This window comes from Pseudomonas sp. GNP012 (assembly GCF_054343835.1).
Genome location: NZ_JBTGUU010000001.1, coordinates 3317820 through 3333728, shown reverse-complemented (window position 1 = coordinate 3333728; position 15909 = coordinate 3317820). Strand labels below are relative to the sequence as shown.

Annotated in this window: 7 protein-coding genes; 2 read left to right on the top strand and 5 right to left on the bottom strand. The window is 60.7% G+C overall.

From position 1 onward, the window contains the following. The first annotated feature begins 318 nt into the window (after window positions 1-318). Window positions 319-11535 carry a peroxidase family protein gene (locus ACXX83_RS14855; RefSeq protein WP_458548961.1) on the top strand — a complete coding sequence of 3739 codons (11217 nt, stop codon included), beginning with the start codon at window positions 319-321 and terminating at the stop codon, window positions 11533-11535. Window positions 11536-11716: 181 nt separating this feature from the next. Beyond that, a complete protein-coding gene (locus ACXX83_RS14850) occupies window positions 11717-12292 on the top strand; it encodes a hypothetical protein (protein ID WP_015094313.1) in 576 nt (191 codons plus the stop codon). A gap of 25 nt (window positions 12293-12317) precedes the next feature. On the opposite strand, the gene ACXX83_RS14845 is transcribed toward ACXX83_RS14850, so the two are convergent. The 5 genes from ACXX83_RS14845 to ACXX83_RS14825 all read right to left on the bottom strand — a co-directional run bounded on the left by ACXX83_RS14845 (window position 12318) and on the right by ACXX83_RS14825 (window position 15903). Beyond that, window positions 12318-13307 (bottom strand): fatty acid desaturase family protein, encoded by a 990-nt coding sequence (locus ACXX83_RS14845; RefSeq protein WP_217835752.1) that lies wholly within the window; start codon window positions 13305-13307, stop codon window positions 12318-12320. Between the two features lie 57 nt (window positions 13308-13364). After that, complete coding sequence (locus tag ACXX83_RS14840) at window positions 13365-14147, bottom strand: PaaX family transcriptional regulator C-terminal domain-containing protein (RefSeq protein ID WP_458548960.1); 783 nt, start codon at window positions 14145-14147, stop codon at window positions 13365-13367. Between the two features lie 148 nt (window positions 14148-14295). Further along, a complete protein-coding gene (locus ACXX83_RS14835) occupies window positions 14296-14754 on the bottom strand; it encodes a glycine zipper 2TM domain-containing protein (protein ID WP_458548959.1) in 459 nt (152 codons plus the stop codon). 14 nt (window positions 14755-14768) lie between these two features. Beyond that, on the bottom strand, window positions 14769-15197 hold the full coding sequence (locus ACXX83_RS14830; protein WP_015094317.1) for a hypothetical protein: 429 nt from the start codon (window positions 15195-15197) through the stop codon (window positions 14769-14771). Between the two features lie 28 nt (window positions 15198-15225). Beyond that, on the bottom strand, window positions 15226-15903 hold the full coding sequence (locus ACXX83_RS14825; RefSeq protein WP_218479151.1) for a DUF3313 domain-containing protein: 678 nt from the start codon (window positions 15901-15903) through the stop codon (window positions 15226-15228). Window positions 15904-15909: the final 6 nt, after the last annotated feature.

Below are 15909 nucleotides of genomic sequence, written 5' to 3'. Positions count from 1 at the left end.
GGCAACGCAAGGCGCGGTGATTTCCCGGAAGGAGCAGAGCATGTCGATCATTGCGTTCTTTTGCAGAGTGAAGGGACTTTCCAGCAAGTTTGCCTTTACCTCCTGTTTCCATGGCCCGCCCAAGGGTCGTACTTGCTCTGCCTGACCGTTCGGCGAGCCATTCACTACGCGAATTCCAGGCGCGTATCCCGGGTCCCGGGTAACGCCAGCTCTCGCAAAAAAACATGACCAACACACTGCGCAAGCCAGCACTTGACTTGGCGCGGGAGGATTTTCTCGTCCCGCGCCTTTACCCAGACAGATCGAGGGCAATCCAAAATGGCCAATTTCACCCAATCGGACCTGGAATTCATCCTCAAGCAAATCTTTATCGCCGAAGCGAATGCCGCCGGCACCAGCCTCACTGATTTGCTTCCCAACACTCAGGTGCCATTCGGTCTGCGTACCGTCGATGGCAGCTTCAACAACCTGGTCACCGGCCAGACTGATTTCGGCGCGGCGGACGCTGATTTTCCGCGCCTGCTTGATCCTTCCTTTCTATCGGCGCAATACGCAGGAACCGGGACGGTGGTCGACCCGCAACCACGGATTATCAGTAACCTGATCGTCGACCAGACCGCCAACAACCCGGCGGCCTATGCTTCTGCGTTCGACCCGGGCCTGGACGGTGTGCTCAACTTCGGCACGGCGGGTAATGACGACGTACTCAAGGATGGCGTGCAGATAGTCGCCAGCCCCGGGCTGGATGGCGTATTCGGAACGGCTGATGACAAGGACGTATTCTTCTTTCCCAACGAGTCGCCGGACGTCGGCCTGACCGCCGGCTTCAACTCGTGGATGACTTTCTTCGGCCAGTTCTTCGACCACGGCCTCGACCTGGTCACCAAGAGCGCTACCGACATTGTGTTCATTCCGCTGCAGCCGGACGATCCGTTGTTCGTACCGGGCAGCCCGACCAACTTCATGGTGCTCTCACGCGCAGTGCGTACCGCCGGCGCGGACGGCGTAGTCGGCACGGCCGATGATGGCCAGACCAACACCACCTCGCCGTTCGTCGACCAAAGCCAGACCTACAGCTCGCACCCCTCGCATCAGGTGTTCCTGCGTGAGTACGTGCTCAACGCGGCAGGTGACCCTGTTGCCACGGGGCGCTTGATTACCAACCGCGATCTCGGCGCCGATGGCGTGTTCGGCACTTCCGATGATGGCGCCGCTGATGGCATGGCGACCTGGGCAGTGGTCAAGGCGCAGGCCCGTGACATGCTTGGCATCAACCTGACCGACGCCGATGTGCACAACGTGCCGTTGCTGGCAACCGATGCGTACGGCAACTTCATCCGCGGGCCTAACGGCATGCCGCAGGTCGTGATTCGCGTCAGTAATGGTGCCGACGGCATCGCCGGGACAGCTGATGATGTTACGCAACTGGTCGAAGGCAACCGGGCTGCTCCGATCAGTCTGGCCAACGCCGTGAGTAGCGGGCATGCCTTCCTCGACGACATTGCCCACAATGCTGCACCCGTCGTCGTCGGTGGCGTTCTTCAGGCGGATGCCGACACCGCAGTCGGCAATGCGCAGCCTGTTGGCCCGGGCGGCAACAACCTGACCTATGACAACGAACTGCTCGACTCCCACTATATTGCCGGCGACGGCCGGGTTAACGAGAACATCGGCCTGACCGCCGTGCACCATGTGTTCCACTCCGAGCACAACCGTCTGGTCCAGCAGTCCAAGGACACCATCCTTGCCTCCGGTGACCTGGCCTTCCTCAATGAATGGCTGGCTGACGACGTGACTGCGATACCAACTACACCCGCCGAGATCGCGGCACTGGTGTGGGATGGTGAACGCCTGTTCCAGGCCGCCAAGTTCGGTACTGAAATGCAGTACCAACACCTGGTGTTCGAGGAATTCGGGCGGACCGTTCAGCCACAGATTGACGCGTTCCTTGCGCCCAACGGGTATGACACCTCGATCAATCCGGCAATCCTCGCCGAGTTCGCCCACGTGGTGTACCGCTTCGGTCACTCGATGTTGACCGAGACCGTCGATCGCTTCGACCCGGCGTTCAATCCGCTGCTCACTGACCCCTCCAACCCGGACTCGCAAATGGGGTTGATCGCGGCCTTCCTCAACCCTCTGGCGTTCGCCAGCAGCGGGTTGACTGCGGACCAGGCGGCAGGTGCGATCATTCGCGGTGTGACCCGCCAGGTCGGTAACGAGATCGATGAGTTCGTCACTGAAGCGTTGCGCAACAACCTGCTCGGTCTGCCGCTCGATTTGCCGGCCCTGAACCTGGCGCGTGGTCGCGACACGGGCATCCCCACCTTGAATGAGGCGCGCCGGGAGTTCTACGAATCAACCGGCGACAGCCAGCTCAAGCCTTACATCAGTTGGGCCGACCTGGCAGACAGCCTCAAGCACCCCGAGTCGCTGGTCAACTTCATCGCGGCCTATGGCACGCACAGCACGATCACGGCGGCGACCACACTGGCAGGCAAACGCGATGCAGCCCTGGCGCTGGTATTGGGGGGCGTGGGTTCGCCCGCTGACCGCCTGGACTTCCTCAACAGCACCGGTGCCTATGCCAACGTAACGCTGGCCGGCGCGGATGGGGTATTGGGTACTGCAGATGACCTGACCGGTGTGACGATCACGGGCGTCGACGACATCGACTTCTGGGTCGGTGGCCTCGCCGAACAGAAGATGCCGTTCGGCGGCATGCTCGGCTCGACCTTCAACTTCGTGTTTGAAACCCAGATGGAGGCGTTGCAGGACGGCGACCGCTTCTACTACCTGGCGCGTACCGCGGGCCTGGACTTCGGCACCGAGTTGGAAAACAACTCCTTTGCCAAGCTGATCATGCTCAACTCCGATGTCACCCACCTGTCGAACACTGTGTTCCTGACACCGACGTTCACCCTCGAGGTGGATCAGACCGCTCAGTTCACCGGCCTTGGCGCGGACGGCCGAGCCGACCCTACGGGCGGCATCATGATCAACGGCGTCGAAGTCGTGTCGCTGGTGATTCGCGACAACCCTGACACCGTGGGTCCGGATACCAATTATCTGCAGTACACCGGTGAAGACCATATCGTCATGGGCGGCACCGCCGGCAATGACATCCTCATTTCCGGCGAGGGCGATGACACCCTTTACGGAGACGGCGGCAACGACCGCCTCGAAGGCGGCGCCGGGAACGACGCGGTACTGGGCGGTGCGGGTGATGACATCATCAGCGACTCGTTCGGTGACAACCGTCTGGAAGGCAATGACGGTAACGATGTGATCGTGGCCGGCAGCATGCTGGCGGGTGGCAACCTGATCCTGGGTGGCGCTGGCCAGGACTTCATCATCACCACGGAAGACATCAGCACCACCTTCGGTGGCCAGGGCGACGACTTCATCCTCGGTGCCAAGACCAACCTGCCACCTACCGGTGGCGAAGGTGATGACTGGATCGAGATGGGCACCCAGGACGGTGCGCCTGGTGATAACTTCTCGCCACTGCTCAATGACGATGTGATCGGCAACGACATCTTTGTCGGTGGTCCCGGCTTCGACGAAATGATCGGCGAGGGTGGCGATGACATCTTTACCGGCAGCGACGCCCAAGACAACATGGATGGCATGTCCGGCTTCGACTGGGTGACCTACAAGAATGACAGGCACGGCGTGACTGCCGACCTGACCATGGTCACGCTGGCACAGCCACACGGCAACGCGCCCAACCAGAACACCGGGGTGTTCAATCCGGTCGGCGCCTCGCCGGCCTCGATTCTCGACCGATATGCCGAGGTCGAGGGCTTGTCCGGTTCGAGTTTCGGCGATGTGCTCAAAGGCGATAATGTCGATGCCGACACCATCATCAACCACGGCGGTACCACGGGCAGTGCGCTGACCAATGTGGCGTTGATCCGCGGGCTGGACCAGTTCCTGGCTGATGCCGGGTTGCCGGTCACCGGCTTTGCCACTGGCAACATCATCCTTGGCGGCGATGGCAGTGACCTGATCGAGGGTCGCGGTGGCGATGACCTGATCGACGGCGACAAATGGATCAACGTCAGGATTGCCGTTTATGATCCGGCTGACGTCAACCATACCGGTCCCGAAATCGCCTCCTTCGACAGCATGGTCGATATGATTCCGCTCATGCTGGACGGCACCATCAACCCTGGTCAGCTCCAGGCCGTGCGGGAAATCATGCCCGGCACCTCGACCGGCGGGGCGGCTTTCGACACCGCCATTTTCTCCGGGCTTCAGGACGAGTACACGGTGACCGTCGACGACCGCGGCACCGCCGATCTGGCGGACGACGTCTATACCGTGACAGACAGCGTAGCGGGCCGCGACGGCGCCGATACTCTGTTGCATATCGAACGTCTGCAATTCGCCGATAACCAGCTAGTGCTGGTGGATGGACTCAATGCCGAACCGGCTGGCAGTCCGACTGTCACGGATGGCAACGGCGGCGCGATAGTCGTGGGCGATATACTGACTGTCAGCGTGGCCGGGGTGACCGATGCCGACAACGTCGGGGCGGGTAATCCGCAAGGCTTGATCAACGGCTCGGTGTCCTACTTCTGGCAATTCGAGGCGGATCCAGGCAGCGGCGTTTTCGAGGACATCATCCTGCTGCCGGCCGGCGACGTGGCGTTCCAGAGTGCCGACGGCACCACGTTCAAGGTCTCTCCCGACCTTGCCGGCCTGTCGTTGCGGGTCAAGGCGATCTACCAGGATGCTCATGGCACGACTGAGGTGTTGTTCTCGCAACCCACTTCAGTGGTAGCTCCCGGCGCGCCGGTTGTACCGACCGCGCAGACCCCGGTTGTCGATGCCACCGCGGGTGGCGCAGGCCTGCACATGGTCCGCTCCGACCTCAACTTCATTCTTGACCAGATCAGGATTGCCGAGGCTGATGCGGCCGGTCAGGACATCCTCTCGCTGATCCCGAACATCCGCGCGCCGTTGGGCCTGCGTACGGTCGACGGGTCGAACAACAACCTGTTGAACCTCAACGGCACCAACAACACCGAGTTCGGCGCCGCCGATAACCTCTTTCCGCGCGTGAGCGATCCGGTCCTCAATCCGGCGGAAGGGGGAACGTCGTATGCGCAGAACAACGGCATTGTGATTGACTCGCAGCCGCGCACCATCAGTAACCTGATCGTCGACCAGACGTCGAACAATCCGGCGGCCTATGCCACGGCTTTCGACCCGGGCGCGGACGGTGTGCTCAACTTCGGCCTGGCGGGTAATGACGACGTGCTCAAGGATGGCGTATCGATAGTCGCCAGCCCCGGCCTGGACGGTGAGTTCGGCACTGCCGACGACCGCGATGTGTACCTGTTCGAGAACACCACGGCGGACGCGGGGTTGTCCGCACCGTTCAACGCCTGGATGACCTTCTTCGGGCAGTTCTTCGATCATGGCCTGGACCTGGTGACCAAAGGTGGTTCGGGCACCGTGTTCATCCCGCTGCAACCGGATGATCCACTGTTTGTCCCAGGTAGCCCGACGAACTTCATGGTTCTGACCCGCGCGACCAACCAGCCGGGAGCCGATGGCATTCTCGGCACGGCCGACGACATCCATGAGCACACCAACACCACCACGCCGTTCGTGGACCAGAACCAGACCTATAGCTCGCATCCGTCGCACCAGGTGTTCCTGCGCGCTTATCAAATGACTGACAACGGCCCCATAGCGACCGGCCGGTTGATCACCAACCGTGACCTGGGGGCGGATGGCCAGTTTGGTACCTCGGATGACATCGAACTGGGTGGCATGGCGACCTGGAAAGTGGTCAAGGCACAGGCCCGCGACATCCTGGGTATCAACCTTACCGATGCCGATGTCGATAGTGGCCCGCTGTTGGCGACCGACGCCTATGGCAATTTCATCAAGGGGCCGAACGGCTTCCCGATGGTGGTGATGACAGGGGTTGACGGTATTGGCGGCACGGCTGATGACGAACTTGTCGAAGGCAATCCGCTAGCGCCGATTGACCTGAGCAATGCCGTGCGCACCGGTCACCAGTTCCTCGCCGACATCGCTCACAATGCCGTGCCGGTCGTCGTTGGTGGGGTTCTGCAGGCGGACGCTGACACCGATGTCGGCAATGCGCAGCCTGTTGGCCCAGGCGGCAACAACCTGACCTATGACAACGAGCTGCTCGATGCTCACTACATCGCCGGCGACGGTCGGGTCAACGAGAACATCGGCCTGACCGCGGTGCATGCGATCTTCCACTCCGAGCACAACCGGCTGGTTGCGCAGACCAAGGACACCGTGCTCGATTCGGGTGACGTGGCCTTCCTCAACGAGTGGCTGCTCACTCCGGTGACTGCGTTGCCAACCAACCAGGCTGAGTTCGATGCGCTGGTGTGGAATGGCGAGCGCCTGTTCCAGGCTGCCAAGTTCGGTACCGAGATGCAGTACCAGCACCTGGTGTTCGAGGAATTTGCGCGGACCATCCAGCCCAACGTCGACCTGTTCTTCGCACCGACCCAGGTCTATGACGTCGACCTCGATGCCTCGATCGTCGCCGAGTTTGCCCACACCGTGTACCGGTTTGGCCACTCGATGCTGACCGAGACCGTCGATCGCTACGACATCGACTTCAACGTGGTGAGCGATCCGAACAGCGCTGATCCTGCTCAGCAGCTCGGCCTGATTGCGGCGTTCCTCAACCCGTTGGCGTACGCCGCCAGTGGCGTGTCGGCAGAGGATGCGACCAGTGCGATCATCCGTGGGGTGACCCGGCAAGCCGGTAACGAAATCGACGAATTCGTCACCGAGGCCCTGCGCAGTAACCTGCTCGGCCTGCCGCTCGATCTGCCGGCGATCAACATCGCCCGTGGCCGCGACGTGGGGATTCCTTCACTCAACGCGTTCCGCCGCGACATCTACAGTCAAACCGGTGACACCCAACTCAAGCCGTACACCAGCTGGGTCGACCTGGTGCAGCACCTCAAGCATCCGGAGTCGTTGATCAACTTCATCGCGGCCTATGGCACGCATGACACGATCACCGCGGCGACCACGCTGGAAGGCAAGCGCGCTGCAGCCCTGGCACTGGTCTTCGGTGGTGTGGGTGCGCCGGCTGACCGCCTGGACTTCCTCAACAGCACCGGTGCCTATGCCAACGTAACGCTGGCCGGCACGGATGGCGTGCTGGGCACTGCCGACGACCTGAGGGGCGTGACCGTCACGGGTGTCGATGCCATCGATATGTGGATTGGCGGCCTTGCCGAACAGAAAACTCCGTTCGGCGGCATGCTCGGCTCGACCTTCAACTTCGTGTTCGAGAACCAGATGGAAAAACTGCAGGACGGCGATCGCTTCTACTACCTGGAGCGTACCGCTGGCCTGACGATGAATGCGGAACTTGAAAGCAACTCGTTTGCCAAGATGATCATGGCAAACACTTCGGCCACTCACTTGCCGGGCCTGGTGTTCTCGACCCCGGGACTCTACCTGGAGGTGGACGCGGGGAGGCAGTTCAACGAAGGCCTGGCCGCCGCCGATCCGCTCGGCCCGAACGGCGAGCAGGTGGTGTTCCGCGACAACCCGCTGACCGTGGGGGCGGACACCAACTACATCAAGTACACAGGTGACCAGCACATCGTGCTGGGCGGCACCGACAACGCAGACATCCTCATTTCCAGTGAAGGCGATGACACAGTCTGGGGTGATGGTGGCAATGATCGCATCGAAGGCGGTGACGGCAACGACCAGCTGCGCGGTGGTGCCGGCGACGACATCATCACCGACACCGGTGGCGACGATAACCTCCAGGGTGGCGACGGCCACGACGTACTGCACGGAGGTAACGGCGTCAACCTGATCATTGGCGGGTTCGGCAACGACTTCATCATTACCGGTGAGGACGCCTCCGAAGCCATTGGTGGCCAGGGCAACGACTTCATCCTGGGCAGCAAGGCCAACGAACAGGACATGGGTAACGAAGGCGACGACTGGATCGAGAAGGGCACTTCGGACGGTGCACCTGGCGACAACTTCGACCCGCTCGGTAACGACCCTGTGATCGGCCACGATGTATTCGTCGGCGCCAGCGAGAACGATAAGTTCAACGGCGAAGGCGGTGACGACATCATGGTCGGCAGTCTCGGCTTCGGTGATCGCTATATCGGCGGCTCGGGCTATGACTGGGCGACCTTCAAGGGGCTTGCCCAGGGCGTGAGCATCGATTTCAGCGACCGTTTCTTCGATGTACCACCGACGCCGGGTTCGGGTGCGTCGGCGCTGGTGCGTTTCGACGCCATGGAAGGTCTGTCGGGTTCGTCTCACGGTGATTACCTGCGCGGCGATAGCACAGATGCGACAACGCTACCTACTGCGGGTGCAACCGGCAGTGTGCTGACCAACATCAGCCTGATCAACGGTCTGTCTGATCTGCTGGCAGCGGGAGCTACGTTCTTTGACGGCGGCAACATCATCCTCGGTGGCAGCGGCAGCGACCTCATCGAAGGCCGCGGTGGTGACGACATCATCGATGGTGACAAGTGGCTGAACGTGCGCATCAGCGTACGGGCGAATGCTGATGGAGGCGGCGCGGAGATCGCCACGTTCAACAGCATGGAACCACTGGTGCCGTTCATGCTCAACGGTACTTACAACCCGGGCCAGTTGGTCATCGTGCGGGAGATTCTGACCGGCACTGACAACTTCGACACTGCGGTGTATTCCGGTAATGCGTCGGAGTACACGGTCGCTGTCGAAGGCAACTCCGTCATCGTGACCGACCTGGTGGCGGGCCGTGATGGCGTGGATCGCCTGACGGGCATCGAGCGTCTGCAGTTCGCTGACCAGGCGCAGGCGTCCGGCGTCGGCACCGCCGTGAACAGCGGGCCTGTGGGGCGTCTGGCGATCCTTGATGGTGTCACCGGTGCGCGTGAGGATACGCCTGTCGCCGGCCAGCTGTTGCGCGTCAGCAATCAGTCGGTCCGCGACCTGGACAGTGTGAGTGCAACCAATCCGACCGGTGCGGTTACCGGTCCGGTGTCTTACTACTGGCAGGTCGAAAACGTTGCCGGTTCGGGCATCTATGAAGACATCACCGTTATCGCCGCCGGCGAGGCATCGCGGGTGACGGGCACCACCTACCGGGTGGCGGATGATGTCGCCGGTCTGAACATCCGTGTTCGGGCAGTTTATCAGGATGCCGACAGTACGCTGGAGTTCGTCGATTCGTCGGCGAACAACACACCGACTGCAGGTCCGACCATCCTCGGGCTGGCGACGCAGAACCAGGTGTTGACCGCTGACCTGTCGACCATCATCGATGTCGATGGCCTGAGCAATCCGCAGTTCACCTTCCAGTGGCAGGAGACCAACGGAGTCACCTTCGTCAACATCCCCGGAGCCACCGGCAGCACCTTCACGCTCGGCCAGGCTCAGGTCGGCGATCAGGTGCGCGTGGTGGTCAGTTACGTCGATGACTTCGGTGTCGCCGAAACCGTTGCGTCCGATGCCACGGCACCGGTGGCCAACGTCAACGATGCACCGACAGGTGCGTTGCTGATCAGCGATACGACACCGACTCAAGGGCAGGTGCTGACCGCACAGACGGCCGGGATTGCCGATCCGGACGGGCTGGGTACATTCAGCTTCCAGTGGCAGCAAGGTGTCGGGACTACCTTCACCAATATCGCCGGCGCGACCAACGCGACCTTCACCCCGGGTGCGGCGCAGATCAACCAGCAAATCCGGGTGATCGCACGCTACACCGATGGCTTCGGCACGCTGGAGTCGGTGACCTCTGCGGCGACGGCGCTGGTCGTGCTGCTGGGTGCTGTGCAAACGGGGGATGCCCTGGCGAATACCCTTGTCGGCACCGCAGGTAGCGATGTGCTGTTTGGCTTGGGCGGGAACGATACGCTCATTGGCCTGGGTGGTGTCGACCAGTTGTTTGGCGGCATCGGCGACGACAATCTCAGTGGCGGAGACGGCAACGACTTCCTCAATGGCGAGGACGGCAATGACTTCCTCAATGGCGGAGCGGGTAATGACCAGATGCTGGGCGGAACCGGCAACGACACCTTCCGCGTCGACTCAGCCGGGGATGTGCTGACCGAGTTGACCGGCGAGGGGGCGGATTCCGTACAGACCACGCTGGCCAGCTTCACACTGGGCGCCAACATGGAACATCTGCTCTACCTTGGAGCCGCCAACTTCACCGGCAACGGCAACGCGCTGAACAACGTCATCACCGGCGGGACGGCTAATGACACCCTCAACGGTGGTGACGGCAACGATACATTGATCGGTGGTGCCGGTAACGACGTCCTCACCGGCGGTGCGGGTAATGACGCAATGGCCGGCGGAGCCGGCAACGATACCTTCCGCGTCGATTCAGCCGGGGACCTGGTGACCGAGGCGGCGGGTGAAGGTTCCGATTCCGTACAGACGACCCTGGCCAGTTACACACTGGGCGCCAATGTCGAGAATCTGCTCTACACCGGAACCGGCAACTTCACCGGCAACGGCAACGCGTTGAACAACGTCATGACCGGTGGGGTGGGTAATGACACCCTCAACGGCGGTGACGGCAACGACACGTTGCTGGGTGGAGCCGGCAACGACGTCATCACTGGCGGTGCGGGCAATGACCGGATGGTCGGCGCACTGGGCAACGATACCTTCCGCGTCGATTCAGCCGGGGACCTGGTGGTCGAAGTGACGGGTGAAGGTGCGGACTCCGTACAAACGACGCTGAACAGCTACACGCTGGGCGCCAATGTCGAGCACATGCTCTTCACCGGAGCCGGCAACTTCGTCGGCACTGGCAACGCGTTGAGCAACATCATTACCGCCGGGACCGGTAATGACACGCTCAACGGCGGTGACGGCAACGACACATTGCTGGGTGGCCTCGGCAACGACGTCATCGATGGCGGTGTGGGGGCTGACCGGTTGGAAGGCGGAGTCGGCAATGACACCTACCGCGTCGATTCTGCCGCGGACGGGGTCATCGAAGTGGCGGCCAGTGGAGAGGACTCCATTCAGACGTCGCTGTCCAGTTACACACTGGGCGCCAATGCCGAGCATCTGCTCTACACCGGGGTCGGCAACTTCGTCGGCACCGGCAACGCGTCGAACAACGTCATCACCGGTGGGGTGGGTAATGACAACCTCAACGGTGCTGGCGGCAACGACACTTTGCTGGGCGGCCTAGGCAGCGACATCATCGATGGCGGTGCCGGCAACGACAGTATTGCCGGTGGGGCCGGCAACGACACGATGAATGCCAGCACTGGCGACGATGTCTTCGTGTTCGGACTGGCCTTCGGCAACGACCGGATCATCGGCTTTGATGCCAACGCGGCGGGCGGCCAGGATCTGCTCAATTTCGCCGCACTCAACATCACGGCTGCGACCTTCAACACCAGTGTCAACGTCTTTGATCAGGGAGCGGATACGTTACTCACCTTCGGTGCCGGTTCCATCACCCTGGTAGGTGTGGGAGACCCGAACACCATCTCGGCCACAGACTTCATTCTGGCCTCTTGAGGTTCTGACAAACACTGTCGCAGGAGCGTGTACCACGGAAGGGAGGGCAATGGATGCCCTCCCTTTTTCCTTCCACTCAATGACCCATTGGTAATCGGGGTGCCAGCAGCGTACTGGAGCTCAACAAAGCAGGCTGGATTTGAGCTGCGAAATCAAAAAATGGAAAAGGGGACACCAGGTCGTGAACATTTCTGCCATCTGCATCTTGAGCAGCCTACTGGTTTCGGCCGCGGCATCTGCTACCGGGGCCGCTTCTGTCTTCGACCTGGACTTCACCAGGTCAGCCATGGAAACGCTGGAAAAACTGGATATCAACGACGCTTGCATTATCTCCGTCTCAAGTCCTGCTGCGTTTACCTTTTGCCGAAAAGGATCGTCAACACTCTGGAAGTATCAGGTGCTGGATCTGGAGCAACAGGCGGCGATCCAGATGGGGCAAAAGCGCTCTTCGACGGACTATCAACGAATTACCGTTGTGCAACTCAATAGCGTTGCCTGCGAGCAGGATCACCTTGCAGCATTGGCTAAACCGGCTATCAGGCGTGGGCTTGCCCTTGGCCTGATCGCCCTGTTTCTGTTGGTCGGCCTGCGGTATACCTACCAGGCAATCAGGCATGGTTATTACGTACAGGTCGGTGTTGCGAAGCCCGGTTTGCAGCGATTGAGCGAATCCGGATTACCGCAAAACTCAACGGTCATGGCATTGGTCGCGTGGGGTATGGCGGCAGCTACGGCATTTGTCTACTTCGGCTTTTGAGTCTGGGGCGAACAGTATTCACCCATCAGGCGGTGTGAATTCGCTGGCTCACACGCTTGAGCACCTGCAAGTAAGTGGGCGGTTGCGGCACGATGCCACGCTGTCGCAAAAGAGCATGCAACTTCGGCAGGCGAAAATACGGCACCGATGCCATCAGATGGTGCTCGATGTGAAAGTTGACCCGGATAGGTGCCACGCAAACGCGGGCGATAACACCGGCTTGTGTGGTTCGCGTATTGCGAAGGACGTCCGTGCCTGATTCCAGGCAGGCATGTTCGGCCATGGAGCGAATGCGGATGAACAACGGAAACGGCGTGATATAGGCCAGCACCCACACACCGTACAACCACGCCTGTCCACTGATCCAGAATGCGGCAAGGAGCAGGCCGTTGGTGAGTAGCATGCCGCTGGCGTTTCTGAAAAAGGTCCGTGGGTAGTCCCACCAGCGACGACCTGCCTGCGGCAGGCGGTGGATATCGCTGGTGAGCGACCACTGCAGCACGCCGGCATCCATCAGCACGCGTCCCGCCAGGAACTTCAGACCGGTAATGCCTGAAAGATCGCGCAGGCACTTGCGCATCAAGGAGCGTCGCGTCGTAGGCAATCCGGCAACCAGGCAGAGATCGGGATCGTCGACGCAAGAGGTCCTGGCGTGATGAGTCAGGTGATAGGGACGATATTTGCGCAGCTCGTTCCAGATCGGCCGGGCGCACAACCAGTCCACCAGTACGTCATTGCACCATTTGGTCTTGAACAATGTCCCGTGCGCGGCGTCGTGCTGCAAAATGCCAAAGCACAACTGACGTCCGGCAATAATCACGACACCCACGATCAGGGCGAGACAAAATCCCCACCAGGGCAGGAGTTCGCGGGCCCAGGCCAGGCTTGTAAAGGTCAAGGCCAACACACCCCAAGTAGACACTACGGCCCAGGCACCCCAGAGGTCTGAGCGTTCGCTGAAGGATTTGATTTCGTCGCGGCTGAGAATATCGCTGATTTTGGTTTTGTTATGCATGTCTATCCTCGACATCAAGGGCCAGGTACCGGCCCGGGTGATGAGTCAGTTGAGTCTTCAGGGCTGTTGCACAAAGGTGCGCCAGATTTGATGGCCGCGATCCACGAAGCGCTGGGTGCAGGCAAAGAATTCCGTGCGCAGCGCCACATCGACCATAGGTTCCGGTAGCAGGGGGTCGAAGACGATCTGGCGGATGGCTTCGCGGCCGAGGATGAAAGACTCGCGTGCGGCCATATCCGGCTTCAGTTGCCCCGCGCGCAGCATCCAGCTTTCCAATTGCTCGCAATTGCGGCGATAGCTGTCGTCGAGCAACTCACCCTTCCACAGGTTTTGTATTCGCTGCGACTGCGCCTCTGCGAAGCCCTGGGCCTGGAAAACCAGTGCGGCCGGTTCCAGGCCGAGTTCGATCAAACGTCGACGCAACGACTCGATATCAGGCGAGATATTGTTCGGGCGCACGTACAGGTCTTTGTCCAGCTCCGCGAAACCCAGCATGTGCAGGGCACGTTCACGCTGGCGCAAGATGTTGCGATCACTGCGCCCCAGGGCATTGCACGCCACCATCAGATAACTGCCGTCCCACGGCCGCAGATGCTGCTCCACGTTGCGCCACTCGAACAGCTGCGCCGAGATGTCCCTGGCCTGCGGCCCCAACTGATAACTTCCTCGGCCCGCACCTTCGAGCAATGCTTCGATAGTGAGGCGCGCCAAGGTGACCCGGACGTTGTTTTCACTGATGCCGAATAGCTCGCAGGCGACGATGGCTTCCCTGACCTGCAAGGGAACGCCGTTTTTAGCAACCAGCAGTTCGAGCACCAGGCTTTTTACGCAAGGTTTCATGGTCTTTTCAGCTCATTACAGGTTATGAATAAATCTATCGTGAAGTGTAATATTACACAACAGTATGTTTATTTATTTTTACTGTAATGACTTGGGTTATGCCTTGGGCTGCCTGATCAACGGCGTTTTACCGCTCCAGACGTGGCCGCTACCCACCCTGTGGCAGCACCCGGGCATTATTTCCCGAGCCTTCGATGTAAACGTTCATGCCTTTGCTCAGGGCCGGATTGATCGGCTGGGTCACCGATACCAGCACGCCACTTTTCACCCGCACGATGACCTGTTGCGCTGCGACCGGCTGATCGTACTTTTTCTTCTCTGCATAGTTACCGCCCACCGCACCGGCGAGTGCGCCGGCAACCATCGCAACGTCGCGCCCGGTGCCACTGCCGATCAGGCTGCCAATGCCGAGACCGCCAAGGCCTCCGAGTACGGCGCCGACGCCACTGTCGTGATTGGTCTGCATCTGCGTCAGCGATATCTGCTCGATCTTGCCCGAGCGAATCTCCATTTCACCGGCACCGCCCTCGTTCGATCCCACGGCGGAACAGGCACTGATCAAGACAGTCGCCAACGTGACCGTCAGCCAGGACAGGATTGCTTTCATAGCTGTGCACCTCGTCATTGGTATTTGATGGCAATGCCTTTGAGCTTGCGGCCCTGGATCGTATCGATGTCGCGGTTCCACAGAGGACCGGTCACGTAAGCGGCGACGGGTTGGATCTGGTCGTAAACCACCACCACCGCGTCTGCACCCAGTTTGGCGCCTTCTTCACGCAGTTTCTGTTCGACCTGGGTGATGGGAGGCGCGGGGTCGACACTGGCATCGATCAGGATTTCGCCCAAACGCACACTGGGGCGCGTCGGTTCCGTGCGTAGTATCTGGACTTCGCTGGGCAGGGTCGGAGCAGGGTGCTCGACCCCGACGTAGGCGGTCGTCTGGGCATCCACCGTTGCGCAAGCGCTTAACGCAAGCGCGCTGGCGATGAGCGTTGCGACGATTAAAGGTCTGTGCAAGTTTGTGAGTCGAAGCAATGTATGGGAAGCCATGTCAGCTATTCCTCTACGGGGAAGCGATTCAACTGCGGATGAATGCCCAGAGATCGACGTTCAACTTGTCGATCGCCGCCTTGAAGTCCTGGGCGGTGATTTTCTGGGTTTCGTTGGACAACTGCTTGCCGAACACCTTGCGCACGACCCTGGCCACGGTCTGGTTGTCTTTCGCGTCGATGAGCTCGGCCTCGATGTACAGCTCGGTGTCCTGATCGCGGTGACCGGTGGCCGCCTGTGTCGCTCCGACGACAGCGGCGATGGGCACCACTTCATACCATTTCATGCCTTCATTGGAGGCGCTCACGCCGGTAATCGCGGCGCGCAGGATCAAGGTTTTCGAACCTTTTGGCGCGGCACTCGTGTGGTGGACCATCCGGTACTTCTGCCCCAGCGTCGCCTTGACCCTGCTGCTCATGTAGTCCCGGATGTCATCGAGTGTCTGCTGGTTGACCCGCTCATTGGGCTTGGGCGCCGGATACAGCTCCAGTCGCTCGAACGCTACCGTGTCATAGGCATTGGGGTTCCACGACGGGCTCACCCAGCGCATCGCCGTGCCGCCGCTGGGCGTGGTGACCTCCTGCAGATTGTCGTAGTTGGACAGGTAGCCGGAGTATTGCGCCTGTTCAGTGACTTTGGAGGTGCAACCACCGAGCAGAAGCCCGGCCACGGCGGCACCGACAAGCAGGTTTCGGGACAGATTCATGATGCT